This is a genomic window from Shinella zoogloeoides, from assembly GCF_030733845.1.
In the GTDB taxonomy this organism is placed as follows: Bacteria; Pseudomonadota; Alphaproteobacteria; order Rhizobiales; family Rhizobiaceae; genus Shinella; species Shinella zoogloeoides_C.
On the sequence record NZ_CP132311.1, the window covers coordinates 3,508,720 to 3,533,810 of the forward strand.

At 62.9% G+C, this 25,091-nt stretch carries 23 protein-coding genes, 1 tRNA gene and 1 riboswitch; of the genes, 2 read left to right on the plus strand and 22 right to left on the minus strand.

Annotated features, from left to right (window positions below; translation table 11 throughout):
• Positions 1-20: 20 nt before the first annotated feature.
• Both Q9316_RS18240 and tesB read right to left on the minus strand, forming a co-directional pair.
• Complete coding sequence (locus Q9316_RS18240) at positions 21-371, minus strand: P-II family nitrogen regulator (protein ID WP_306032978.1); 351 nt, start codon at positions 369-371, stop codon at positions 21-23.
• Between the two features lie 217 nt (positions 372-588).
• Positions 589-1,476: an acyl-CoA thioesterase II gene (gene tesB / locus Q9316_RS18245; RefSeq protein ID WP_306032979.1), complete on the minus strand. Its 888-nt coding sequence runs from the start codon at positions 1,474-1,476 to the stop codon at positions 589-591.
• 124 nt (positions 1,477-1,600) lie between these two features.
• Here tesB and Q9316_RS18250 point away from each other — a divergent pair, with 124 nt between their 5' ends.
• On the plus strand, positions 1,601-2,818 hold the full coding sequence (locus tag Q9316_RS18250) for a ubiquinone biosynthesis hydroxylase (protein WP_306035354.1): 1,218 nt from the start codon (positions 1,601-1,603) through the stop codon (positions 2,816-2,818).
• A 185-nt stretch (positions 2,819-3,003) separates the two neighbouring features.
• Here Q9316_RS18250 and Q9316_RS18255 read toward each other — a convergent pair whose 3' ends face one another.
• From Q9316_RS18255 to Q9316_RS18270, 4 genes are all read right to left on the minus strand, one after another.
• Entirely contained in the window at positions 3,004-3,192 is a 189-nt protein-coding gene (locus Q9316_RS18255) for a Trm112 family protein (RefSeq protein ID WP_306032980.1), read from the minus strand.
• 10 nt (positions 3,193-3,202) lie between these two features.
• Entirely contained in the window at positions 3,203-3,883 is a 681-nt protein-coding gene (locus Q9316_RS18260) for an LON peptidase substrate-binding domain-containing protein (RefSeq protein WP_306032981.1), read from the minus strand.
• A gap of 123 nt (positions 3,884-4,006) precedes the next feature.
• Positions 4,007-4,969 (minus strand): thioredoxin family protein, encoded by a 963-nt coding sequence (locus Q9316_RS18265; RefSeq protein ID WP_306032982.1) that lies wholly within the window; start codon positions 4,967-4,969, stop codon positions 4,007-4,009.
• Positions 4,970-5,026: 57 nt separating this feature from the next.
• The gene (locus Q9316_RS18270) at positions 5,027-5,536 is read right to left on the minus strand and encodes a prolyl-tRNA synthetase associated domain-containing protein (protein ID WP_306032983.1); all 510 of its coding nucleotides are present in this window, start codon (positions 5,534-5,536) and stop codon (positions 5,027-5,029) included.
• Between the two features lie 217 nt (positions 5,537-5,753).
• On the opposite strand from Q9316_RS18270, the gene Q9316_RS18275 reads away from it, so the two are divergent.
• Positions 5,754-5,828, plus strand: a tRNA-Gly gene (locus Q9316_RS18275).
• Positions 5,829-6,088: 260 nt separating this feature from the next.
• On the opposite strand, the gene Q9316_RS18280 is transcribed toward Q9316_RS18275, so the two are convergent.
• The 16 genes from Q9316_RS18280 to purU all read right to left on the minus strand — a co-directional run bounded on the left by Q9316_RS18280 (position 6,089) and on the right by purU (position 24,762).
• Complete coding sequence (locus tag Q9316_RS18280; RefSeq protein ID WP_306032984.1) at positions 6,089-8,320, minus strand: glycosyltransferase family 2 protein; 2,232 nt, start codon at positions 8,318-8,320, stop codon at positions 6,089-6,091.
• A gap of 6 nt (positions 8,321-8,326) precedes the next feature.
• Positions 8,327-9,133 (minus strand): ABC transporter permease, encoded by an 807-nt coding sequence (locus Q9316_RS18285; protein ID WP_306032985.1) that lies wholly within the window; start codon positions 9,131-9,133, stop codon positions 8,327-8,329.
• Positions 9,130-10,233: a hypothetical protein gene (locus Q9316_RS18290; RefSeq protein ID WP_306032986.1), complete on the minus strand. Its 1,104-nt coding sequence runs from the start codon at positions 10,231-10,233 to the stop codon at positions 9,130-9,132. Before Q9316_RS18290 ends, Q9316_RS18285 begins: the two co-directional genes overlap by 4 nt.
• Positions 10,234-10,252: 19 nt before the next feature.
• Complete coding sequence (locus Q9316_RS18295; RefSeq protein WP_306032987.1) at positions 10,253-11,332, minus strand: capsule biosynthesis protein; 1,080 nt, start codon at positions 11,330-11,332, stop codon at positions 10,253-10,255.
• Positions 11,333-11,588: 256 nt separating this feature from the next.
• The gene (locus Q9316_RS18300) at positions 11,589-12,242 is read right to left on the minus strand and encodes an ABC transporter ATP-binding protein (RefSeq protein WP_306032988.1); all 654 of its coding nucleotides are present in this window, start codon (positions 12,240-12,242) and stop codon (positions 11,589-11,591) included.
• An 8-nt stretch (positions 12,243-12,250) separates the two neighbouring features.
• Entirely contained in the window at positions 12,251-13,528 is a 1,278-nt protein-coding gene (locus Q9316_RS18305; RefSeq protein WP_306032989.1) for a capsule biosynthesis protein, read from the minus strand.
• On the minus strand, positions 13,525-14,586 hold the full coding sequence (locus tag Q9316_RS18310; RefSeq protein ID WP_306032990.1) for a hypothetical protein: 1,062 nt from the start codon (positions 14,584-14,586) through the stop codon (positions 13,525-13,527). Before Q9316_RS18310 ends, Q9316_RS18305 begins: the two co-directional genes overlap by 4 nt.
• A 51-nt stretch (positions 14,587-14,637) precedes the next feature.
• Positions 14,638-15,522, minus strand: coding sequence for a class I SAM-dependent methyltransferase (locus Q9316_RS18315; RefSeq protein WP_306032991.1), 885 nt, complete (start codon positions 15,520-15,522; stop codon positions 14,638-14,640).
• Positions 15,523-16,065: 543 nt separating this feature from the next.
• Positions 16,066-17,973: a methyl-accepting chemotaxis protein gene (locus tag Q9316_RS18320; protein ID WP_306032992.1), complete on the minus strand. Its 1,908-nt coding sequence runs from the start codon at positions 17,971-17,973 to the stop codon at positions 16,066-16,068.
• A gap of 148 nt (positions 17,974-18,121) precedes the next feature.
• Complete coding sequence (locus tag Q9316_RS18325; RefSeq protein ID WP_306032993.1) at positions 18,122-19,138, minus strand: aldose epimerase family protein; 1,017 nt, start codon at positions 19,136-19,138, stop codon at positions 18,122-18,124.
• Between the two features lie 96 nt (positions 19,139-19,234).
• Positions 19,235-19,687 (minus strand): GNAT family N-acetyltransferase, encoded by a 453-nt coding sequence (locus Q9316_RS18330; RefSeq protein WP_306032994.1) that lies wholly within the window; start codon positions 19,685-19,687, stop codon positions 19,235-19,237.
• A 2-nt stretch (positions 19,688-19,689) separates the two neighbouring features.
• Positions 19,690-20,613 carry a homoserine O-acetyltransferase MetA gene (gene metA, locus Q9316_RS18335; protein WP_306032995.1) on the minus strand — a complete coding sequence of 308 codons (924 nt, stop codon included), beginning with the start codon at positions 20,611-20,613 and terminating at the stop codon, positions 19,690-19,692.
• Between the two features lie 58 nt (positions 20,614-20,671).
• A riboswitch (SAM riboswitch) is annotated at positions 20,672-20,749 on the minus strand.
• A gap of 99 nt (positions 20,750-20,848) precedes the next feature.
• On the minus strand, positions 20,849-21,073 hold the full coding sequence (locus tag Q9316_RS18340; RefSeq protein WP_306032996.1) for a hypothetical protein: 225 nt from the start codon (positions 21,071-21,073) through the stop codon (positions 20,849-20,851).
• A 106-nt stretch (positions 21,074-21,179) separates the two neighbouring features.
• A complete protein-coding gene (locus tag Q9316_RS18345) occupies positions 21,180-23,006 on the minus strand; it encodes an ABC-F family ATP-binding cassette domain-containing protein (RefSeq protein ID WP_306032997.1) in 1,827 nt (608 codons plus the stop codon).
• A 3-nt stretch (positions 23,007-23,009) separates the two neighbouring features.
• Positions 23,010-23,669 carry a thiamine diphosphokinase gene (locus Q9316_RS18350; RefSeq protein ID WP_306035355.1) on the minus strand — a complete coding sequence of 220 codons (660 nt, stop codon included), beginning with the start codon at positions 23,667-23,669 and terminating at the stop codon, positions 23,010-23,012.
• Between the two features lie 208 nt (positions 23,670-23,877).
• On the minus strand, positions 23,878-24,762 hold the full coding sequence (purU, locus tag Q9316_RS18355; RefSeq protein ID WP_306032998.1) for a formyltetrahydrofolate deformylase: 885 nt from the start codon (positions 24,760-24,762) through the stop codon (positions 23,878-23,880).
• Positions 24,763-25,091 lie beyond the last annotated feature (329 nt).

A 25,091-nucleotide genomic window follows, 5' to 3' on the forward strand; every position in this document is an offset into this window, starting at 1 on the left:
CTCCCTGATAGGCCGTTTGCTTAGAGCGCTTCGGAATCGGTTTCGCCGGTGCGGATGCGCACGGCATGGTCGATGGCGTAGACGAAGATCTTGCCGTCGCCGATCTGGCCGGTCTTGGCGGCCGCAGCGATCGCCTCGACCGCGGTATCGACGATGTCGCCCGACACGGCGATCTCGATCTTCAGTTTCGGCAGGAAGCTGACGGCATATTCGGTGCCGCGGTAGATTTCCGTATGCCCCTTCTGGCGACCGTAACCCTTCACCTCGGTCACGGTCAGGCCCTGGATGCCGACGGCGGTGAGGGCCTCGCGCACCTCATCGAGTTTGAACGGCTTGATAATGGCCATTACGATTTTCATCTGGTTTCCCATCCTTCGTGCTTGTCCCCAGCCGGGGCCATCTCTCTGGCCGTTGGCAACGTCCTGTTCACAACGACTGAGAGCTACACATTCAAGGGGCGTGCCAGATTCGAACGACTTGTCTAAGGCGTTGAAATCAAACCGACAAAAATGAAAGTCATGCTGCGGCGCAAAAAATCGTCACCGCAGATGAACAAAAATTAGGCGTCAATAGTATTATGAATAAAATTTAGTCAGTTGCCTTTTTCCGAATCAGCCCTTCCTGGGCGACGGAGGCAATGAGCGTTCCCGAACGGGTGAAAATCGCGCCGCGCGTCATGCCGCGCCCGCCGAAGGCGGAGGGGCTGTCCTGGCTGTAGAGCAACCAGTCGTCGAGCACGGGCGGGCGATGGAACCACATGGCATGATCAAGGCTCGCCACTTGCAGCGAGCGGTCGAGCACGGAGGTCCCGTGCGCGAAGAGCGAGGTGTCGAGCAGCGTCATGTCCGAGAGATAGGCAAGCACCGCCGCCTGCAGGTGGCGCTCGGCCGGCACCGGCCCGGTGGTGCGCACCCAGATGTTCTGGTGCGGCTCCAGCTTCTCCGTCGAAAGGTAATGCGTCAGCGAGACGGGACGCAGCTCGATCGGCCGCGGACGCTCCCAATAGGCGCGTATATGCGACGGGGCGGCGGCCATGAACTGTTCCTTCAGCTCCGCCTCCCCGAGCAGCTTTTCCGGCGGCGGCACGTCCGGCATCGGCGACTGGTGGTCGAAGCCGTCCTCGTCGTCCTGGAAAGATACGGTCATGAAGTAGATCGGCTTGCCGTGCTGGATGGCGACGACCCGGCGCGTGGCGAAGGACCCGCCGTCGCGGATGTTCTCCACGTCGTAGAGGATCGGCACGGACGGATCGCCCGGCCGCACGAAATAGGCGTGCAGCGAATGCACGTAGCGGCCCTCCTCCTCCACCGTGCGCGTCGCCGCGACCAGCGCCTGGCCGATCACCTGCCCGCCGAACACCCGCTGCCAGCCGACCTGCGGGCTCTTGCCGCGAAACAGCCGCGTCTCCAGCCGTTCGAGGTCGAGCGTCTCCAGGAGGATGTCCATGGCGGGGTTCTTGGCATTCTGGCGCGACATTTGGACGTGGCTCCCGAGCTGGGCCGAGGTAGGAAAGCGGTTCCTCCTCCTCTATATAGGGGGAAGGAAGACCTCAAGCGGTCAGGAGAATACGATGTCGCAAGCCACCAAGCACGATGGGCCCATGCTGGACGTTCTTGTCGCCGGCGGCGGCTATGTCGGCCTGTCGCTGGCCGTTGCCGTCAAGAAGGCGGCGCCGCATCTCGCCGTCGAGGTGGTGGATGGCGCGCCGGGCCATTGGCAGAAGGACGAGCGCGCCTCGGCGATCGTCGCCGCCGCCCGCAACCTGTTCGACGTGCTCGGCGTCTGGGACGAGATCGCCCCCGAGGCGGAGCCGATCCGCCGCATGGTCATCACCGATTCGCGCACGGCCGATCCCGTCCGCCCCGTCTTCCTCACCTTCGAGGGCGCCGGCTCCGGTGACGACGGCCAGCCCTTCGCCCATATGGTGCCGAACCGCGCCATGACCGGCAGCCTGCTGTGCCAGGCCGAAATCCTCGGCATTCCCGTCCGCTGGTCCACGTCGGCGGACGGCTTTACGACGGGCCAGCATGCGACGGCCGTGCGCCTTTCCGACGGCACGGAGCGCCGGACCCGCCTCCTCGTCGCCTGCGACGGCGTGCGCTCCAGGCTGCGCGACATGGCCGGCATCAAGACCGTGCATTTCGACTACGGCCAGTCCGGCATCGTCACCACCGTGGAGCACGAGCGCCCGCACGAGGGCACGGCGGAAGAGCATTTCCTGCCCGCCGGCCCCTTCGCCACGCTGCCGCTCACCGGCAGCCGCTCCTCGCTGGTCTGGACAGAGCGCAACGAGGACGCCCGCCGCCTCGTCGAGAGCGACGATCTGGTCTTCGAAGAGGAGCTGGAGCGCCGCTTCGGCCACAAGCTGGGAACGCTGAAGGTCGTCGGCGGCCGCCGCGCCTTCCCGCTCGGCCTGACGCTTGCCCGCGCCTTCGTCGCCCCGCGCTTTGCGCTCGCCGGCGATGCAGCGCACGGCATCCACCCGATTTCCGGCCAGGGCCTCAATCTCGGCTTCAAGGATGTGGCGGCGCTCGCCGAGACCATCGTCGAAGCCGACCGCCTCGGCCTCGATATCGGCGCGATGTCGGTGCTGGAGCGCTACGAGACCTGGCGGCGCTTCGACACGGTGCGCATGGGCATCACCACGGACGTGCTGAACCGCCTGTTCTCCAACGACGTGACGCCGCTGCGCGTGCTGCGCGACGTCGGCCTCGGCGTCGTCGACCGCCTGCCGGGCCTCAAATCCTTCTTCATCCGCCAGGCGGAAGGCACGGACGGCGCCGGCCACCCCCGCATGCTGGTGGGACAGCGGATTTGACCAAGGACCGTCATTCGGCCGTGCCCGCCGCTTACGCCCTTGCCCCTTCCATCCACTGTTGTCATCCTCGGCCTTGAACCGAGGATCCGGGCCACAAGCGAGGCCGTGCCGTGAGGGTGGATGGTCGGGTCAAACTCCACCATGACGAACAAGAGGTTGCCGTGTCTTCACAGGCGATCCGCACCTCAATCCTTGATCTCGCGCGCCTCGGAAATCAGCATGATCGGGATACCGTCGCGGATCGGATAGGCGAGCCTCGCCTTTTCCGAAACGAGTTCGCCAGCCTTCGCGTCATAGGTCAGCCGCCCCTTGGTCAGCGGGCAGACGAGAAGCTCGAGCAGCTTGGGATCGACCCGGCTGGTGATGGCGTCCATCGCTTTCGTCCTACTGCAGCATCGTGTCGACGTCGCCATAGCTTCGCGCCAGCACGATCTCGGTGATGGCGATCAGCGTTTCGGCGCGGGTCTTGAGATCGGGCGCCTCCAGCAGCGCCTGCTTTTCCGCCGGCCCGTAGGGCGACATCATGGCCATGGAGTTGACCAGCGTCGTGTTGCTGGCGCGCTCCACGCTCTCCCAGTCCGCCTCCAGCTTGTTGGCGTCGAGATAGGCCTTGAAGGCGGCGAGCAGCGCCTCGCGGTCGACGCTCCGCTCGTCGTCGCTTGCCGTGAGGTCCGCGATGAAGGGAGCGATGCGGAAGTTGCGGTAGGATTTCCCGCTTCTCACTTCTTCCAGCAGCCGGTAGCGGCACACGCCGGTCAGCGAGACGATGTAGCGTCCGTCTCCGGTCTCGGCGAAGGAGGTGATGCGGCCGATGCAGCCGACCTGGCAGAGCGCGGGCGTGTCCGTCGCCGGCTCCTCCGCCCGCTCGTTGCCGAACACCGGCTGCACCATGCCGACCAGCCGGTGCGTGGTGAGCGCATCGTCGATGAGGGAAAGATAACGCGGCTCGAAGATGTTCAGCGGCAGCTGCCCGCTGGGCAGGAGCAGGGCGCCCGTCAGCGGAAACACGGGGATCGCCTCCGGCAGGTCTTCCCGCTTCAGATAACGTGCATTTCCCACATGCATGGCATTGCCTTCCCATTCCGCGGCGCCGCGAAACGTTTCCCGCTCTTCGTCGGCACCTTCCCCGAATGTGGGGTAGGCGCGCGGTTTCTCAAGGGAGGCCGCGGCCCCGCCCGGAAAAAAGCCTCAGGAGAACAGGATCGACGACAGCTTGCGGCGGGCGGCGATCGTCGCCGGATCCTTGGGGCCCCAGACCTCGAAGAACTGCAGCAGCTCGCGGCGCGCGCCGTCGTCCTCAAAGGCGCGGTCGCGCTTCATGATGAGGAGCAGGTGATCGGCCGCCGCCTGGCGGTCGCCCTCGACATTGCGGATCTTCGCGAGCTTCAGCCGCGCGGCATGGTCGTCGGGATCCTGCGCCAGCGTGTGTTCCAGCGCCGCGGGATCGCCGAGCTTGCGCGCCTCTTCGATCTGGTCGAGCTTCTTGACGATAGCCGCGACGGCGGGATCGGCAGCGACCTCCGGCGAGACGCCCGCGAGGAGCTGACGCGCGTTCTCCGGTTGCCCGGCCGCGATCATGCAATCGGCGATGCCGGCCAGCGCCGCCGGGTTTTCCGGATCGGCCTGAAGCAGCGCGCCGTAGAGATCGGCCGCGCCGGCAAGGTCGCCCGCCTCGAACAGGCTTTTCGCCTCGGCAAGCAGCGCCTCCATCTCGGCCTTCTCGTCGGCGCCCGCCGGGCCGGCGATCTTGTCGATGAAGGCACGGATCTGGCTCTCGGGCACCGCGCCCATGAAACCGTCCACCGGCCGGCCGCCGACGAAGGCGACGACGGCAGGAATCGACTGGATGCCGAGCTGGCCGGGAATGGAGGGATGGTCGTCGATGTTCAGCTTGACGAGCTTCACCCGGCCGGCACTCTCGCCCACGACCTTCTCGATGAGCGGCTGGAGCTGCTTGCAGGGGCCGCACCAGGGCGCCCAGAAATCGACGAGGACGGGCTGCTGGCGCGAAGCCTCCAGCACGTCACGCGTGAAATTCGCCGTCGTCGTGTCCTTGATCAGGTCATCCGCCGGTGCCGCGCCGCCATAGCTCGCCGAAACGTTCATCTGCCCGCCATAGGACGATGCATAGGGGTTGTCGCCTGCACTCATGGGTCTCTCCTGTGGCGCAATGCGCCTTCACTGTCGCGTCTGGCCAGAAATCGTATGTCAGGCCGTGACTTTCAAGACAAGCGGCTCATGTCCCGTCGCCTCGATGAAGCGCAGCAGGTCCTTCGAGCCGATCGAGGTCGTCGCGTCGTTGCGCAGCGGATGGCAGTTGATCGTGTCGAACGCCATCAGGTCCGCGTCGACGATGATCTTCACCTTGCCCGCGCTGTCGTTGATGACGCCGAAGGCCGTCACGGCGCCCGGAATGACGCCGAGATATTCCATCAGCTTCTCCGGCCTGCCGAAGGAGACGCGGCTTGCGGCGCCGATCACCGTATGCACCGTCTTCAGGTCGACCGAGGCATGCTCCTCGACGGTCATCAGGAAGTAGTTGTCCTTCTTGTCCTTCACGAAAAGGTTCTTCGTGTGGCCGCCCGGGATCTCGTCGCGCAGCGCCACCGATTCGGCGACGGTGAAGACCGGCGCATGTTCCTTCGTGCTGTGGGCAATGCCGAGTCCATCTAGAAACTGGAAGAGATCCTTGTCCGTCTTCGGCTGCGCATCGCTCATTCTGGTCTTCCTGGCGTCAATTGCATTTCACCGCTGATAGGACGTCGGCCGCCCGCGCGCAACCGCCCCGAAATCCGGCGCTTCGAAAGCCGCCATGATTTTTTCTGCCAAATCCGACATTTCCCTGTTGCATTTGAAAAAGGCTTGGGCCATATACCGCCCGTCGCCGCAACGCAGCGACCTTCGGCCACGCACTACCCCCGGCCGTCGACGATGAGCGGGTGTAGCTCAGGGGTAGAGCACAACCTTGCCAAGGTTGGGGTCGGGCGTTCGAATCGCCTCACCCGCTCCATTCTTCCAAGACGTCGCAAGCCTCGGTTCGCCGGGGCTTTTGTGCGTTTTGGCGCGGTTGAAATCGTGCCCGCTTAAACGGCTCACAGACGCATGCGCCGAATCTTTTGACCACCACGACCGACACCAACGATATCCAAAGGCGGGTCGCTTCTCGGCGCAATTCCCGGGTCGGCGATCAGCGCAAATCAACAGGCCGAGACGTTCTGGCGAGAGGGCAATGCGGGCGGTGTATCCAGCATCAGGCAGGCCGCATTGTCATCAGTGTTCTTTCAGGCGATTGACCCGCGTCTGAAATGTCGCAAGACCGCGGCGGGGTTTCGCGAGCTTCGACGGAGCTTCGAGACCTGGCGTGGAATGCCGCTTTTCGTAGCCCGGATTGAGCGCGGGATCCTCGAACGTATCCGTGCTGTGAATCCGCCGCAAGTTGTCCTTCTCGCGCTCGAAACGCCGCTTGCGCTCGCCGACGAGGTCGGAGCCGCGGGAGGCGGATTCGTGGTGGAAGAGGCAGGCGAACGGCGTCCAGACGATGCGGAATCCGGCCTTGTGGGCCCTGACGCAATAGTCGACGTCGTTATAGGCGACCGCAAAATTCTCCTCGTCCCAAGCACCAACCGCGCGGGCGCAATCGCCGGAGATCAGCATCGCCGCGCCGGTGACGCATGTCATGGAATTGCGCAGGTGCAGGCGGCTCATCGGACCGCCGTAGCTCGCCGGCTTGTTCAGGTACCAATGGCCGGCAAGGCCGCCAAAGCCGACGATGACGCCGGCATGCTGGATCTTCTTGTTGGGATAGAGAAGCTTTGCGCCGACGATGCCTGTCGCGGCGAATTTCAGGCAGGACACCATTTCCTTGAGCCAGCCGGCGTCGGTAATCTCTATGTCGTTGTTGAGCACGAGGAAGTGCTCGCCCGTCGCCCGCTCAATGCCGCGATTGACCGCACGAGCGAAGTTGAACGGCTCCTCATGGATCAGCGCCGAAAAGCCGGCATGGGCTTCTCCGTACTGCCGGTAAAGATCGAGGACGCGGTCGTCGCTGGTGCCGTTGTCGATGACGACGACTTCGAGGTTGGGATAGTCGGTTTCCTCCAGCAGGCCCTTGAGAACCGTACTGACGAGATCGTAGCTGTCCCGGCTGGGTAGAATGACCGAAATCTTCGGCCAGCCGGGCTCTCCCGGATCGGCAAATTCGACCCGGTGCAGCGTATTGGTCAAGGCAGGTTGCACCATGACGGCTTCACCTTCGCGTGCAAAACGCTCAACGAGCGCGTCACGCGCCGCCGTGGTCGCCTTGTCGATAAAGCGGCGCGAATAGGTCTGCCCGGTCCGGCGCCAGCAATAGGCGAGGTAGGGAATGTGTAGGACGCGATGTTCGGGGACGCCCTCCAGATAGCGCAGCAGCAGGTCGTAGTCCTGCGACCCATCGAACCCTGTCCGCAGATAGCCGATCTCGCGCAGCCGGTCGTGCCGGTAGATGGAGAAATGGTTGATATAGTTCACGCCCGCCAGCAAGACAGGATCGTAGGCCGGCTTCAGCATCAGGGCGTCTGGCGCCAGACGCTCGTTGACCACCAGTTCGTCCGTATAGAGGAACGCGGCATCGGGATGATCGACGATCGCCTCGGCAATGACTTTCAGCGCATGGGGCGCGATGACGTCGTCGTGGTCGAGCAGGGTGATCCAGGTGCCCGAGGCTTCCGCCAGACCGGCATTCGTCGCGTTTGCGATGCCGCCATTGACGGCATTGCGGACGATCCTGACATGCTTGCGGTTCGCGGACGACTTGTACCAGCGCAGGGTCTCGGCAGAGGTCGAAGCGTCATCGCTGAGGATCAGTTCCACGCCTTCGATCTCCTGCACCTCGAAGGACTTGACGAGATCGTCGAGATATTGCTTCGGGGCATTGTAGACGGGGACGACAATGCTGAGCCAGGGAGAATCTTCCGATCCGGGGCGAATTGCCGGCAATTCCGCCGCGAGCGCGCGCTGCATGCGGACGAATTTCGATAGCTCGAACTTCTTGCTGCGCAGGCGCAACGGCGGCAACCCGACGCGAAAGCGAGGCAGGCGCCCGATATCCCACAGCTTCGCATCTGCCATATCGCTCTCGCGGCGCGACCGGACCGCCCGTTGTGCACTCTCCTTGTCCGCAAAGGCTTGAACCGAAAAAGTGAACTCGCCGGGACCGCTGGCCGGATCGACCCGTAAGGAGCGGATCAGGCCCGACCGTCCGACATCGGCAACCAGGATGAAGCCGAGACCGGGTTCGTGCGCTATGGCATCCTTTTCCCGGTAGCCGCCACCGCGGTTGACATAGACCTTCGGCTCGATCGCCTCGCCGTCAACCGACTTGAGAAAGGCGACGAGAACGGGATCGCGCAGGGAGCCGAACCGGAGGTCGAAGAACGGATCATCACCACTGCTGCACCAAAGATCGCCGTCCGCCGACGGCAGCGATTCCAGGTCATTGCTGACGACGATTTTCAATGCCATGCCGGCTTACCCTTCCTTCATCTTCATCCGCAGCAACCGCTCGAGGAGAAGACCGGCGCAAAGGGATATCGCGCCATAGCTGATGAGGTAGGTTTTATCGAGCCATTTGTCGCTATAGCCAGGGTAATAGGCAAGGCGCATCCATTCCACAGCATGGAAGACGGGGTTCCAGGACAGGGCGTAAGCGACGGGCTCGGGAAGCGACGCGGTAACGAACAGCGTGCCGGATGCTATATAGACGACGATCATCATCAGCGCGAACACTGTTGCGAATAACGGCACGAACATGACAATCACACCAGCCAGGAACCCAGTGCCGATCGCCAGCAACAGGGTTGCCAGATAGGCGTAAACCGCCTCGAAAGGATCGGCTGGAAGCGGGTTGTCTCCGGCGGCCAATAGAATGACGAACATGAAAAACAGTGTGAGCGCCGCCGCGATGATTTCCAGAAAGGCGCGCGCCATGAGGATATCGACCACCGTGACGACCGGAAAGGACAGCATGGCACGGTTCATCACCAGTGATATGGACATGAAGCGCGCAACATAGCTATAGGCCAGCGTCGGAATCAGGCCGGTCGCGATGAAGATATTCAAACTGTCGCCGTAAGCGGCCTTACGACCGGCGACGGTATAGATTCCGATCAGGATGAGCATGTGCGCCAGAGGCCAGAGAGATACCACGAGAAAGCCGAGGCCGTGGTTGAAAAAACGGCTCCTCATATCCCGGAGGATCACGGCGGTCATGACGTGCTTCTTCTCGACGAGCGCGTCGACGACAGTCATCCGGTAGGCAGGTTTGCCGGCTGTCATGTCAGGATCTCATCCTTTGAATTGTCCGAGGTCATTGGAAGACGGGCCGTCGTGTTCGTCAGAAGCATCCTGACGGCGTTCACAGTCGCACCCCTTGTGCGTCGCCGCAGATCACCGTCCTCGGCGAGCCGACAAATCGTCCCGACCCACGTTCGAATATCGTTCTCGATCAGAATTTCGTCGGGGTCGGCGTCACGTTCATAGGCCGGGCACAGGGAAAAAACAGCGGCGGCGCCCATTCTCGCGACATCGCAACGCTTCGTGCTTGATCTGACGTCATTCACCTTGCTCCGCAGTAGAGGGACGAGCAGTATATCGGTACGCTGGCGCGCAGTTTCAGCAAGATATAAGTTCCAATCCCGCTTCGGGCTGAGCGTGAATCGCCCCGCCGGCAACCCGGCTTCGGTCCACAATCGTGCAGGCCGGCCTTCGGCCACGACCTCGAAATGCAGCTTGCCGCACCGTTCCAGAGCCTCGCGGACGATTGGCACGAGAAACGCATGCTCGCCGTCGTGGCTGCCGGTAGCGTGAAATGCCATGACAAGGCGGTCCTCATCGGCGTGGTCCGGCGCGAGCGGCGTGAACGCTTCCGCCGGTGGGAAGGGCGGCAACACGACCTTGGCGCTCGATCCACTTGCGGAAAGGGCTGAGGCAAGCGCCGGCGTCGAGACCCAGACCTCCGTCAAAATCCGGTTGAGTATGGGCAAGGGCGCAATACCGATAGCCGCAAGGTAGAGCTTGTAGAGACCGCTTCCCTGCTTCGCCGTGACGGTCGCCGCGACATCGTCGTCGATGAGTAGGCTGGCTGCAGCCAGCCGTTTGCGATTGCGGTAAAGCCAGAGCAGTTGCAAAGGCCGGACATAGCGGCAAAGGATGACGGCAAGTCCGTCCGGATCGATATCGTCGAGCCGCGCTGTGAGGCTGCGCACGTCAACCTTCAATGCAGAGCGCGCGAGCCTCTCTTCCAGATAGTAGGTGAACGTTGGATTGCGGTCATTGGTCAGCACGAGCAGCCGCGTCACCTGCCGCCCTGCATCTGCCAACCGGTTGCGCGCAAACGGCTTCGGCAGCAATAAGTAAACCAGATCACGCAATTTCAAAGCCGTATCCTTCTGAGGCTCAATGCGCGAGCCGGCTACGCGCCAGGAAGAGCAGGCTCAGCAGGATCGCCCAGGTGATCAGGCTTGCAAGCAACGTCACGCCGATCCACAGCCCGCGCCGCGGATAGAGCGCTTCGTCCGGAACGCGCGGCGCGAGAAAGCTGTCGAGGTAGAGCAGTTGCTGGCGGCTGATGAAGCGGACCTGCTCCATCGTCCGGACGCTGGAAGCGAACTGCTGCTCGGCGAGGGTTTGCGCCAGTTCGAGCTGCGACAGATCCTGCGACACGTCGGCAAGGTTACGATCCTTGCCGGTTCCGGCGAGCTGGCCGTTGAGCTCGGCGATCTGGCGTTCCTTGCTGCTGATTTCCCGTTGCAGGACACGCATTTGCGGCGAGTTCGCGGAAACGACCGCGATCTGCGCGTCATACTGCTGCTGCAGTTTCAGCCGCTCGGTTTCGATGGTGGTGATGAGCGTGGAGATGATCTGGGAACTGCTGCCAACATCGAGGACGCCCTCGCGATTGCGCGCCGTCGCCACTGTCTCGCGCGCCGCGGCAAGCTGCTGCTTCGCATTGTCGAGATTGGCCTCGGCCGTCGCGATCACGTCCTTCCATATGCGGTCGTTGACCTGGTTGACGACGACCTCTGAAGCCTTCACGATCTCTTGGACCAGCATCGCCGCGTCCTCCGCCGTGAAGGCCCGCACCTTGAGCCCGACGATACCGCTGGAAGGGCTGACGGAGGTGGTCACCATCGATTCCCAATATTCCAGCAGCTCCTCGGAGGTGGCATCTGCGGGCAGGCGCGCCCAGGCATCGGTCGTCTCGCTGCCGAAAATCCGCTTCAGGTCGACGTTGCGCTGGCGCAGCACGTCCAGCATTTCACGGCTCTTGATGAAGTTCAGGACGATCTGCGTGTCCTGGACGATCTTCGCGGCAGGAATGCCTGTCACCTTGGCAAGCTGGTCCTTGCCGAGCGCAGGCGTCGAGGAGCGGACCGTGAAACGCGTTTCGGATTCGTACTGATCGGAGGCGAAGTAGCCGTAATAGGCTATTGAAATCAAGCTCGGCAGGGCGAGCGTGAAAAGAGTCAACAACACGACTGCGGTGGTAAAAAGCCGATCGGTCAAGCGCGGGCGAAGGCCCACCGCCTTGTAAAGACTGCTGCGCGACGACGTGGAAAACCGCAGCTTGCGCGCGGATGAAGCAAGCCGTTCGGAAACCTTGCGGCTAGCCTCGAGGCCAACCAGAGAGCCGCCGCTGCTGTCTTCATGATGCTGTGCCAAAGTTTCCATCCACGCTTTGCAGCTTGAGGCGGCCGGCCGGCGGTCCCGTACCGTTGCCATACTTCCAATGTCACCGGTTCAGTCGATAATAGGCCTCAATGGCCTGCTCCACATCTTCATAGTACATCATGCGGCCATCCACGAGCAAAAAGCCCTTCTCGCAGTAGGCCTTGATCGTATCCATACCGTGAGAAATCATTATAATGTCGGCGCTCTTACGCCTGCTATCGAAGGCATCCTTGCAACGCTGCTGAAAACGGGCATCGCCGACCGCCGTTACCTCGTCGACGAGATAGCACTCGAACTCGACCGCCATGGAAAGGCCGAAAGCGAGGCGCGCGGCCATACCGGAGGAATAGGTGCGCACGGGGGCGTTGATATAGTCCCCGAGTTCGGCGAATTCCTCGACGAAGCGGGATACGCGCCGGACATCCTCCCCGTAGGCTCTCGCAACGAAGTTCAGGTTTTCCTTGCCTGTCATCTCATTGTTGAAGCCGCCGGAGAAGCCGAGCGGCCAGGAGACCCTGACATCCTTTGTGATACGGCCTGAATTCGGGAGGATCGTTCCTGCGATCATGCGCATCGTGGTTGATTTGCCGGCGCCGTTGACCCCGAGGATGCCGTAGGAATAGCCGCGCTGGAACTCGATATTGGCCCGATCGAGGATGATCTTCTTGTGGCTCTTCGTCTTGAAATGCTTCGAGACATTGCTGAAACGGATCATGTCGGGACCTATAGCCGGTGATCCTCGACCGACGCCCAGACAAGCGCCAGCGTGGCCCAGGTGACCAGGAAGCCGAGGAAGATCAAAACCGGTGAGAGCAGGCGCTTCGGATAAAGGGCCTCCTCCGGCAGCGCCGGACGCACGAAGACCGTGAGGTAGAGGGCCTGCCGCACCGCCGCGGCAAAAGCCTGATCGTAGTTGCGCCGTGCCGCCTCGTAGAGTTTTTCGGCGACCAGCCGGTCCGTCTCCACCGCCGAGAAGCCGGTGATCATGCTGGCCAGCGACGCATCGGCGTCACCCGTCAATTGCGCCCCCATCTTGTCGATTTGATCGTCGAGGCTTTGCTGGGTGAGGAGCAGCTGCCGGTAGCGGGGCGAATCCGTCTTGTTCGCCTGGCGCGCCACGAAGAGCTGGCTTTCGATCTCGAGCTTGCTGGCCAGGAGGCCGGTCATCAACACGCCCTTCTGCTTCGCCTGCTCTTCCGGGCTCAGCAGGCCGGATTTCTGCTGGAATTGTTTGAGCTTGGCGAGTGCCTCCTGATAGAGGCGATCGGTTCTTTCGACTTCCTTGCGGAAGCTCGCCATCATGTCTTCCCGGGCGCGGACCGTCAGCTCGTTCACCAGCTTCTCGCTCTCGTCGAGGATGGCCTGGGCGAGCTTGACCGAATCGTCCGGCTGAAAAGTCTGAACCTTCAGCGTGACGATGCCCGACGGGCCATCGATATAGGCCGAGACATGCTTCACCCAATACTTGAGGAAGGCTTCCGCCGAATTGCCCTCATCGAACCTGGCCAGGAAATCCGCGTCTGGATGCTGGAAGATGGCGCGATAGTCGATCTTGCCGTCCAGCCGCTTCAGGATTTCCGACGAATGGATGAAACTCGTGACGACGAACGCGTCCTGGGTGGCGGACTGCATGTTCATGATACCCGCGTCGACTTTCTCTTCCGACCCGTCTTCTGCCATGGAGCGCACAGCAAAACGCGCCTCGGCCGTATACTGGTCCGATGCAATGAAGGCGAAATAGACCAGGGCGGCCACGAACGGAACGATGACCATCAGCAGGAAGGACAGGAACATCCACGGCGGGCCGTCCCCCGCCTTCGTTTGCACGTCCTCGGCAGGCTCATGCTCGATCTCGGATTCGCCGCGCCGCAAGAGATGCCGCTTGCCGGCGTCGTACAGACGCATCCACCCGCCCCGGCGGTTGTCCTCGCGGATTTCACCGTAGAGAATTTCCGCGTCTGCGGGCGTCTCGATGGTTTTCGTCTCGATCGTGTTCGTCATTGTTGCGGCGCACCCCTTGGCGCTGCGCGGGGCGCAAAGGCTTGGCGCACGTAATGATCGAAGATCAGGTCTTCTTCCAGCATCAGTTCGGCGATCGGCATCTCGCGCAACCGCTCAGCAAGCTCTTCGAGAACCGAGTGTCGTGGTATGATCGGAATGTCCATGGGTGGCAGCGACAACAATTCCCCGACAGCTTCCTGGAAATGCGCATGATAGCCGCCGTGGCCGACGACCACGAAGCGCGACAGGGTGCTAATCGCCGGCGCCACGTCCCGCCGCGTTACCCGTTGCTCCGGATAGGTGCAGACGAACTGGCGCGTGATGGGCGATATCAGCACGCTTTTCACCTTGTCAGGCGCCTTTTTTAAGGCACGCTTGATCGCTTTCTCGTCTTCGAGGTTGATCTCAGCAAAATGCTCTGCTGCCGGCGTCAGGATAAGCCGGTCGCGATCCCCGAGAAATGTCACCGGCCCCTTCGCGAGGCGCTTCAGGATGAAGAGCCGGCATGCCATTTCATAGTATGGATCCGGTATGTCGGCGATGACCTTGAAGCCCTTGTCGAGGAAGTCCTCGTAATTGCGCAACAGCAGCCGTCCGCTGATATAGACCGACGTTTCCGCGTTGAGATGGAAGGCCTGCAAGGTCGTCTCGTGCCCGAAACGCTCGACCGCCGAGATCGCATACTGGAATTGCCGACCGCAATAGGCGTCGAATTTCAGCATCGGCACGATGTTCAGTTCCAGGCGAAGGAGCTTGAGCGGCACCGGCTTGTCCACCGGCGGCCGGCGATAGATGAGCAAGCCCGTCTTGGCGTCCTGAATGACCAGCCGGCGTTGTGAGGCTAGGTCCGGCATCCGGCTCTCGTCGATCCGAAAGCCCACCATGCCGGTCGCGTGACGTCTAGATTCCACGACAGCCGGACGCGGCTGCTCGCACGGAAACACGATAGCCGTTCCATCGTCGCGGGTAACGAGGATGCTTGCTTCCTCGGAAAAGCCATCGGGGATCAGATACCCTTCGATGACGGATTCATGATCATGTTCGACGTTAAACAGCAACCGACTGAGTCCGTTAAAGCATTCCCCAAATCCGGGAGAGCCAGTTTTTACTCATTTTCTGGCGAAAACGGAGAAACAGGGTCCGCCCGCATGGTCGTTTTCGAGCGCTTGAACCACAATCTCGTTATAGCCAAGCCGTTCGAGAAAAGACAGGATTTCGTTTTTTTCAAGCCAGAAATGACGGTCTTTCATACCGCCGCAGAACGATGCGTCCTGGTCCGCATGCTGGTAGCTCCGCTCATGGTAGCGGAGGTCCATGCCCGCCACTGACCGGACTTCGACGCGGCCGCTGAAAGGATACCGGCGGACATCGGAAGGCGGCATGGCGGCTTCATCGTAAAAATGCGTCCAGATGAACAAGGCCCTTGCCCGGCTTGAAAGCAGGCGAAGGAACTCGGCCGGGTCAGGCATGTGATAGAGAACCCCTGATGCAAGGGCGAAGTCGTATTGCTTGTCGGTCTTCTCCAGCCATTTCTGTATGTCGCCGAGATAGAAAGACGCCCTGTCGATCTTCAGGATCTCCTTGGTGACGAGACAACGCAGAAAGCAGGATTGATTGGCCTCTATCGCGTCGATATTGGCAGGGCGGTGCTGATTGAGAATATGCGTATGCATTCCCTCCAGCGGGCCGATCTCCAGAATCTGTTGGCCTTCTATCGAACCGTAAGCGCGCAAGGCTTCCATGACGCGGGTATCGTGGAAAAGCGGGATGGTGCCGGCCTTCAACCCGAGTTCGACGGGGAACGAGGAACTCCAGCCTTCGAGCGCGTCAATCGCGTTTTGATGAGCGGGAAGCCGCATTTCATATTGCATGAACGTTTCGGCGCTGCTTTCCGCTGTGCGTCGAGCAAGGAAGGCTCTTTTAACAGAGGAAATTGCTTCAAACAGAACAGTCTTTTTTCCTCTGGAACCGACATTCATTTCCGCATCATCCATTCATGTTTTCGAGGTATTACGCCGAAAGATCAAATGCATCAACGCTGAGTAGATCGGCATTTCGTGATTTTCGTGGTTCCGAGAAATTCTTTAGATCGAAAGTTCCGCCTGTTCGACAGCTTGCCAGATCGCAAAACATTCTACACAGCGACGCAAAGGCATCACCAGATGCCAGTTGGGCCGTCGGTCTTTTTCATAAGAATGTGCCCTAAAATTGGGTGGAAACTACAATAAAAGCAGTTTGGTTTCCATAGAAGCACGGCTGAAACAAATGTTGTAAAATCAACAGCTTGTTGATTTTCGTGCGATTTTTGTCCGCTACTTGCGGCGTAAAAACAGAATCGGCCGGCGCAGCAGCGCCCGCATCTCGCCGGGACAAGGAACAGTGGTGTAGCGGGCCGGATTGCGCTCGGACGGACTACCGTCGACGAAATGAGGCCGGCATCGCTGTCATGAGCGAGGGCAAGCCAGGCCGGCTCGCCGCATGGGAAACCGGAGCGCAGTCAGGCTTTGCCTGATCGCGCTCCGGCATATCGGGATGGATCATGCCGCCCGGCGCTGCGGCGCGGCGTGGCCGCGGCCCGTGTCGATATGGAATTGCGAGAGCGCCGTCTGGAGCTGGGCGGCCTCGGCGGCGAGGACCTGGCTGGCGGCGGTGGTTTCTTCCACCATCGCGGCGTTCTGCTGGGTCATCTGGTCCATCTGGTTGACGGCGGTGTTGATCTCGCCGAGCGCGGCGGACTGTTCCTGGGCGGCCCGGGTGATCGAGACGACGTGGTCGTTGACGCGGTTCACCAGGTTCTTGATCTCCGAGAGCACGTCGCCGGTCGAGAGTACCAGCGAGACGCCGCCCTTCACCTCCCCGGCCGAGGCATTGATCAAGGTCTTGATCTCCTTGGCGGCGTTGGCCGAGCGCTGGGCAAGCTCGCGCACTTCCTGGGCGACGACGGCAAAGCCGCGGCCCGCCTCGCCCGCCCGCGCCGCCTCGACGCCGGCATTGAGCGCCAAGAGATTGGTCTGGAAGGCGATCTCGTCGATGACGGAGATGATCTGGCTGATCTTCTGCGAGGACTGCTCGATGCGGCCCATGGCGTCGATCGCGCTCTGCACGATCTCACCGGATTTTTCCGCGCTCTCCTTCGTCTCACGCACGATTTCCGAGGCCTCGATGGCGCGGGACGTGGAGGTCTTCACCGTGGTGGTGATCTCTTCCAACGCGGCGGCGGTTTCCTCCAGCGAGGCGGCCTGCTGCTCGGTGCGGTGAGCGAGTTGGTCGGCGGCGGCGGAAAGCTCGCGGGAATTGCCGGTGATCGTGCCGGCGGTAGAGAGGATGCCGGTCATCGTGCTGCGCAGCGTCAGCATCGCGCCGTTGACGTTGGCCTGGAGCTCGGCGAAATCGCCCTGGAAGTGCCCGGCCATCTCCTGCGTGAGGTCGGCGTGGGAAAGCGAGGCGATCACGCGGCGCACCTCGCTGACGCCCCGGTCGACATTCTCGACGAGGTCGTTGACGCCGGTGACGAAGCGGCTGAGGTCCTCGTCCTCGTAGGCCTTGGTGATGCGGCGGGAGAAATCGCCCGCCGCGGCGGCCGCGACGATGGTGCTGATGTTCGACTGCAGGTCCTTGCTCTGCGCCTGGAGGGCGGCTTCCTGCGCCTCCATCTCGCGCATCTGCATCTCGTTGGCGCGGAAGACGTCGAGCGTGCGCGCCATGGCGCCGATCTCGTCCTTGCGATCGGTGCAGGGAATGGCGTCGTCGAGCTTGCCGCCGGCAAGGTTCGACATCACGCCGGTGAGCTGCTGGATCGGACGCACGATGCCGTTGCGGGCAAAGACCATAGCGAGCAGCATGCCCGCGACGATGCAGACGAAGGCCGTGGCCAGCAGCAGGACCTGCGTCGTCGTCGAGCGGGAGATCGCCACGGCGCGCGATGCTGAGAGCGTGTCGGCCGAATAGGTCGAATATTCCTTGATCGCGGCGGTCACGGCCTTCTGGCCGGCGAGCGCCTTGTCGAGCGCGGCAAGGAGCGCGGCGCGGTCCTGTCCCTTGTCGGAGCCCGCAACGGCGACCATGGCGCGGATGTCCTCGAAATAGGGCGTCAGCGCGGCCCGGATCGCTTCGAGCTGCTTCTGCTCGGTCGCATCCGCCGTCGAGGCGATCTTGGGCAGGCGGTCCAGCATTTCCGCAGCGCGCTTTTCCGTCTCGGCGGAAAAATCGGCCGCCTTTTCCGGCGCCATGGCGAGCTGGTAGGTCATGCGGCTGATCGCGATGACATCGACGCGCAGGTCCATGGCCTCGCGCGCCACTTCCTCACGCGCACCTGTGTCCTGAAGAGCGGCGCCGAGCGAGGTGAGGCCTCGGCTGCCGACGGCGGCGATGGTGCCGGCGGCAATGCCCATCAACAGCACGAGAAGGCCGATTTTCCGGGAAATGGAGAGATCCGAGAGTTTCATGGACAGGTCCCTAGAGGGCGACCGGCGCTGTCCTGGCGCGTTCAATCCCACACAACCCGGGATCATTCCGGGTCCATATGGATCGCTTGTCCGCTACAAAAGTTTCGATTTTCTTGCGTTTGCGCAACTCGAACCGGAAGGCGGCGCTTCAGGCCTTGCGGAAGACGTAGTCGGTTTCCTGCCGCAGCGTCTCGCCGGGCCGCAGCACCGCCGAGGGGAAACCGGCATGGTTGACGGCATCCGGCCAGACCTGTGTTTCCAGGCAGAAGCCGGCGAACGGGCCGTAGCGGCGACCGCCGAGCCCGGCAACGGGCACGTTCACATAGGCCCCGGTATAAAGCTGGACGCCCGGCTCGGTGGTCAGCACGTCCAAAGAGACACCCGAAAGCGGGCTGCGCACCTCGCCCACCAGCCGCTTGGCCCGCCGCTCGGTCGACAGGCAGAAATTATGGTCGAAGGCGACACCCCCGGCCTCCGTCTGCCGGCGCAGGGAGGTCCAGCCGGTGAGGTCAAAGGGCGCGCCGGCGACCGGGCGGATGTCGCCGGTCGGGATCAGCGCCTCGTCGACCGGCAGGTAATGATCGGCCACTAGGCGGATCTCGTGGTCGAGGGCGTCGGGACCGCCGTCGAGGTTGAAATAGCTGTGCTGGCAGAGGTTGACGGGGGTCGGCGCATCGGTCGTTGCCGTATAGACGACCGAAAGCACGCCGTCGCCGGACAGGCGGTAGGTGCAGGTGATGACGCAATTGCCGGGATAGCCGGCACGGCCGGCCGGGTCGGTCAGCGTCAGCGTGACGAAGTCGGCCCCCTGGTCCGCGACGCGCCAGTTCCGCTGACCGATGCCGTCGCTGCCGCCGTGCAGATGCGTGACGCCGCGCTCGTTGCGCTCGAGCTGGTAGGCGGTGCCGTCGAGGGTGAACCGGCCGCCGGCGATGCGGTTGGCGCAGCGCCCCGGCGTCGCGCCGAAATAGGGAGAGTGGTCGAGATAGGACGGAAGATCCTCGAAACCGAGCACGAGCGGGGCGTCATGGCCTTCTAGCCGCAGGTCCTGGATGACCGTGCCCCAGGTCAGCACATGGGCCGTCAGCCCGCCGCCGGCGATCGCGATGCGCTCGACGGCCTCGCCGGAGGGAAGGTGCCCGAAGATTTCATTGCCTGCACCCACGCCCGCGTCTCCTGCACCATTCCCGTCGTGAGCCGCAACCTGCTGCGATTCCCGCCCATCCGCAACCTGAAAAATCATACTTTTTAGGAAACCGCGTCAGAGGTTCTTCTGGTAGACGATGAAGGGCGTCTTCTCCGCGATGCGGTCGTAGAGCGTCCGGGCGGTGGCGTTGAACTCCTGCGTCATCCAGTAGACCTCCGGCGCACCGGCTTCCTTCGCCTTGGCATAAACGCCCTCGATCAGCGCCCGGCCGATGCCGGTGCCGCGCACGTCGGGGTCGGCATAGAGATCCTGCAGGTAGCAGATGCTGTTTATCGTCCAGCAGGAGCGGTGGAAGAGATAGTGCGCAAGGCCGACGGGCTTGCCGTCGAGCGTGGCGAGGAGACCGCGATATTCGCCCTCGGTCGCTTCGCCCGCCAGCCGGGCGAAGGTGCTCGCAAAGATCTCTTCCGGCAGGACCGTCTCGTAGAAGGCGAGATAGGCCGTCCACAGGCGCCGCCACTCGCCTTCATCATCCTTGTGCAGGGGGCGAACGACGACACGGCTCATGATCAGGCTCCCGTTCCGATTTTTTCGAGGTCATAGGGCGTGGTCTGGTAGATCTCGTTGATCCAGTTGCCGAAGAGCAGATGCGCATGGCCGCGCCAGCGGTTCTGCGGCGGCAGCGAGGGATCGTTGTGCGGGAAATAGTTCTTCGGCAGCTTGATCGGCACGCCGGCCGAGACGTCGCGGAAATATTCATCGGCGAGCGACGTCGAATCGTATTCCACATGGTTGAAGATATAGAGCCGGCTTCTGGACTTGTCCTGCACCAGGCAGACCCCCGTTTCATCCGATTCCAGCAGTATATCAAGCTCCGGCACGGCGCGGATATCCTCCGTGCGGATTTCCGTCCAGCGCGAGACGGGAACCTCGAAATTGTCGGAGAAACCGTTGAGGAAGACGGAGGAGGGCTTGCGGTTGTGGTGGCGATAGACGCCGAACGCCTTTTCCTCCAGCGTGTGCTTCGGCACGCCGTGGAAATGGTAGATCGCCGCCATGGCGCCCCAGCAGACATTCAGCGTCGAATGCACGTTGGTCTCGGTCCAGTCGAGGATCTGCTTCATCTCGTCCCAATAGGTGACGTCCTCGTAGTCGAGGGTTTCCACCGGCGCGCCGGTGATGATGAAGCCGTCGAACTTGCGGTGCCGCACCTCTTCCCAGGTGTCGTAGAAGGCCAGCAGATGCTCTGCCGACGTGTTCTTGGCGCGGTGGCCGCCGACGCGCACCAGCGACAGCTCGACCTGCAGCGGCGATGCGCCGACGAGGCGCGCCATCTGTACTTCCGTCTTGATCTTGTTCGGCATGAGATTGAGCAGCCCGATCTGCAGCGGGCGGATATCCTGCCGGATCGCCACCGTCTCGGTCATCACCCGCACGCCCTCGTGAACGAGGGTTTCGAAGGCGGGGAGCGTATCGGGAATCTTGATGGGCATGTCACACTCGATCGAAAACAAAAACCGGCCGCAACGACGTCGCAACCGGTCCACGTAAGGTTTTCCTCGCGCGGCCCTTTAGCGACTTGTTTAACGTGGCTGCAAGCCGGCCGGCCAAATCACCACGAGCAGTCTAAATAGCGTTCCTGCGAGCGCGAATCAATCCACCCCGAAAGCGACAGGACCCGGATGCGGCGGGCATCCGGGTCCTGCTGTTTTTGCGAAGCGGCGCGGCTCAGTAGTAGTTGTAGTGCTTCTTCTTGAAGAAGATCTTCACGCCGTAATGGCCGCCATAGTGCTTCTTGAAATGCTTTTTGTAGCCGTAGTGCTTGTAAACGTGGCTCTTGTGGCCATAGCCGTAGGACTTGTGGCCGTAGCCGTAGTGGCCGGCCTGGGAAGGAGCGGCGAAGGAAACGGCGGCGACGACGGCAACGACGGCGGAAATGATGAACTTGCGCATGGGACTCTCCTGATCTCTTTCGGTTGCAGGATGAGTTCCTCTCATCCAGTGACCCGACTTTCCCATGATGCCGCGGCCGGCGCTGTTCCGGGGGGAACAGGCCCCTTCAGCCCTCCAGTTCCTCCCGCAGCATTTCCAGCTCCAGCCATTCCTCTTCCATCTTCGTCAGGCTGTCGCGCAGCTTCTCCATTTCGGCGGCGAGCCTGTTGAAGGTCGCGGGGTCCTTGGTGAAGAGGGCGGGATCGGCCATCTTCGCCTCGCGGGCGGCGATCTCCTTCTCCGCCTTGTCCATCTCCTTCGGCAGGTTTTCGAGCGCAAACTTCTGCTTGAAGGAGAGCTTTGCCTTGCCCTTGCCTTCCGCGGGCGCAGCGGCGGCGGGGCCGGCCGTCTTCGCCTTTTCGGCCTTCTCCGCCTTGCGCTTTTCCTCGATGGCGCCGCGGCGCTGGGCCATCATGTCGGTATAGCCGCCGGCATATTCGATCCAGCGGCCATCCGGGTTTTCCGGATCGGCCGGCGCGATGGTCGAGGTGACGGTACGGTCGAGGAAGTCGCGGTCGTGGCTGACGAGCAGGACGGTGCCGGCAAAGCCTGCGACGATCTCCTGGAGGAGATCCAGCGTCTCGATGTCGAGGTCGTTGGTCGGCTCGTCGAGGATCAGCAGGTTCGTCGGGCGCGACAGGATACGCGCCAGCATCAGCCGGGCGCGCTCGCCGCCCGAGAGGTTGCGGATCGGCGTGCGGGCCTGCTCCGGCTGGAAGAGGAATTCCTTCATGTAGCCGGTGACGTGGCGCTGCTCGCCGTTGACGAGCAGCGTCTCGCCGCGCCCGTCGGTGAGGTAGTGGGCGAGCGTGTCGTCGAGGTTCAGGTCCTCGCGGCGCTGGTCGAGCGTGGCGATTTCCAGATTGGTGCCGAGCTTCACCGTGCCGCTGTCGGGCTCGAGCTGGCCGGTCAGCATCTTCAGGAGCGTCGTCTTGCCGGCGCCGTTCGGGCCGACGAGGCCGATGCAGTCGCCGCGATGCACGCGGATCGAGAACGGCGCGACGATGGTGCGCTCGCCGTAGCTCTTGACGATCTTCTCCGCCTCGATGACCAGCTTGCCGGATTCCTGCGCGTCGGAAGCGCTGGCCTGCACCGAGCCCTGCGGCCCCTTGTGGCCGCGATAGCGCGCGCGCAGGTCGTGCAGCGCGCCCAGACGGCGCATGTTGCGCTTGCGCCGGGCCGTCACGCCGTAACGCAGCCAGTGCTCCTCGCGCTCGATGGCCTTGCCGAGCTTGTGCTGCTCCAGTTCCTCGGCTTCCAGCACTTCGTCGCGCCAGGCTTCGAAATGGGCAAAGCCCCGGTTGAGGCGGCGCGACTGGCCGCGATCGAGCCAGACGGTGGCGTTGGAGACCTTTTCGAGGAAGCGGCGGTCGTGCGAGATGACGACGAGGGCCGAACGGGTCGATTGCAGCTCGCCTTCCAGCCATTCGATGGTGGGAAGGTCGAGATGGTTGGTGGGCTCGTCGAGCAGCAGGATATCCGGCTCCGGCGCCATGACGCGGGCGAGCGCCGCCCGGCGCGCCTCGCCGCCCGAGAGCGACTTGGGATCTTCCGCGCCAGAAAGGCCGAGATGTTCCAGCAGGTAGGTGACGCGGTAGGGATCGTCGGACGGGCCGAGACCGGCCTCCGCATAGGCGGCGACCGTGTCGTAGCCGTCGAAATCCGGCGCCTGGTGCAGGTATCGGACGGTGGCGGACGGATGGCGGAAGACCTCGCCGGACTGCGCCTCGGCAAGGCCGGCGGCGATCTTCATCAGCGTCGACTTGCCCGAGCCGTTGCGGCCGACGAGACAGATACGGTCGCCGGGCTCGACCTGCAGGCTGGCGCCGGCGAGGAGCGGCGTGCCGCCGAAGCTCAAGAAGATGTCGTCGAGTTTGAGGATGGGCGGTGCCAAGGGTCAGGCTCCTGAAAGGTCATAGGGCCGGGCGATGAGGATCGCGCGGCCGGAAGCGAGCGAAAGGCGGATCGGGCCTTCCGCGACATTGGAGATGGTGCGCGAGGCGCCGAAGGGCAACGGGAAATCGGCGAGTGGATAGCGCACGTTGCCGATGAAGAGTCCCGAAAGCGCGGTGAAGCCGAGCACGGAGAACAGGCTGTTTGCCGGCAGGTCGATCTCGCGCGTGCCCGGCAGCAGCGGCCAGGCCTCCTCCTCGCCGGAGGTGAGCTTTACCTGAAGGCCCTGCTCCTCCAGCGAAACGGCATGGAGGAGGTGCATGAGCGCATGGTCGCTGCGCTCGCCGCCGAGCGCGCCGGCCAGCAGAATCCTTCGCGCGCCGCGCTCGATGGCGACGGAGACGGCGATGGCGCCATCCGTCTCGTTCTTGGCGGCGGGATAAGGCTGGCGCTCGACGTCGGGCCAGGCATCGAGCAGCGCGGGCGGCGTGGAATCGAAGTCGCCGACCCAGATCTCCGGCGTAAGGCCAAGGGCGGCCGCATGCCGCATGCCGCCATCGGCCGCCACGACGCGCGCACCGGCAATGTCCGCCGCAAGGCGCGGCGTTGCGGTGAGCGCGCCCCCAAGGAGGACGACGAAGTCTTCATCTGTCGGTGCCGGCATGGTCATGGCTGATGCCCTTAGCGCATGTTTCCGGGAAAGGGAAAGATTTTGCGGCCGGCACGCCAAAGGCAGCGGCAACAGCTTCATCCACGCGGCGGGTTTCGCCCGTAGGTTTGGGAGAGAGCATCGGTGCGCTACGAGATGGGATAATTTCAGGTATGGGTTGGCCGGAACGAAAAGGCCGGCGTCACCGCCGGCCTCTTGTGGATCAACCCATGCGCTCGGAGGCGTAGGAGCCCGGCGACGGCGGGAAGACGATGGTCTTGTTGCCGTTCATGAAGACGCGGTGGTGGATATGGGCGTGCACGGCGCGGGCGAGCACCTGGCTCTCCACGTCGCGGCCGATGGAGACATAATCCTCGGCCGACTGCGCATGGGTGATGCGCGCGACGTCCTGCTCGATGATCGGACCCTCGTCGAGATCCTCGGTGACGTAGTGCGCCGTCGCGCCGATCAGCTTCACGCCGCGCTCGAAGGCCTGCTTGTAGGGGTTGGCGCCCTTGAAGGACGGCAGGAAGGAATGGTGGATGTTGATGATGCGGCCCGACATCTTCTTGCAGACGGCATCCGACAGGACCTGCATGTAGCGGGCGAGAACGATGAGTTCGGCGCCGGACTGCTCGACCACTTCCATCAGGCGCGCTTCGGCCTGCGGCTTGTTCTCCTTCGTCACCTTGATGTGGTGGAAGGGGATGTCGTGGTTGACGATGACCTTCTGGTAGTCGAAGTGGTTGGAGACGACGCCGACGATATCGATCGGCAGCGCGCCGATCTTCCAGCGGTAGAGCAGGTCGTTGAGGCAATGGCCGAAGCGCGAGACCATGAGCAGCACCTTCATGCGCTCGTCGCTGTCGTTGAAGCGGTATGTCATGCCGAAGGGCTTGGCGACGGGTGCGAAGCCCGACCTGATGTCGTCTTCCGACACGCCTTCCTGGGACAGGAACGTCAGGCGCATGAAGAACAGGCCCGTTTCGAGATCGTCGAACTGGGACGAATCGGAGATGTAACACCCCTTCTCGGCGAGGTAGCCGGTGATCGCAGCGACGATGCCGCGGGTCGATTGGCAGGATACGGTCAGGACGTGGCTTTTCATCGGTTTCAATCTCGCGTTCGGCCGAGGCTGCGGGCAAGCGTCGGCGATCCCCTTTTCATGCGGCCGCGCTTGCGGCTCGGCGCATATTTCAGGCTGCTTGCGGCTGCGCAAGTCCCTGCAATGGCGAGAAGCTACGCCGCCTCTTGCAAGGAATCCCTCCGGTTCGCGACATCCAATGCGTCGAAAATGCCAACGGGCCCGTCCGGAGGCGATCCGGACCGTCGATGAGGCCGGCGCGTGATCCCGCCTGAAGGGTGCGGCCTGTCGATTCTGTCAGCGATGCAAGCCCGCCCGCGGCAGGCCGAAAATCCGGCTGGACACTATTATGG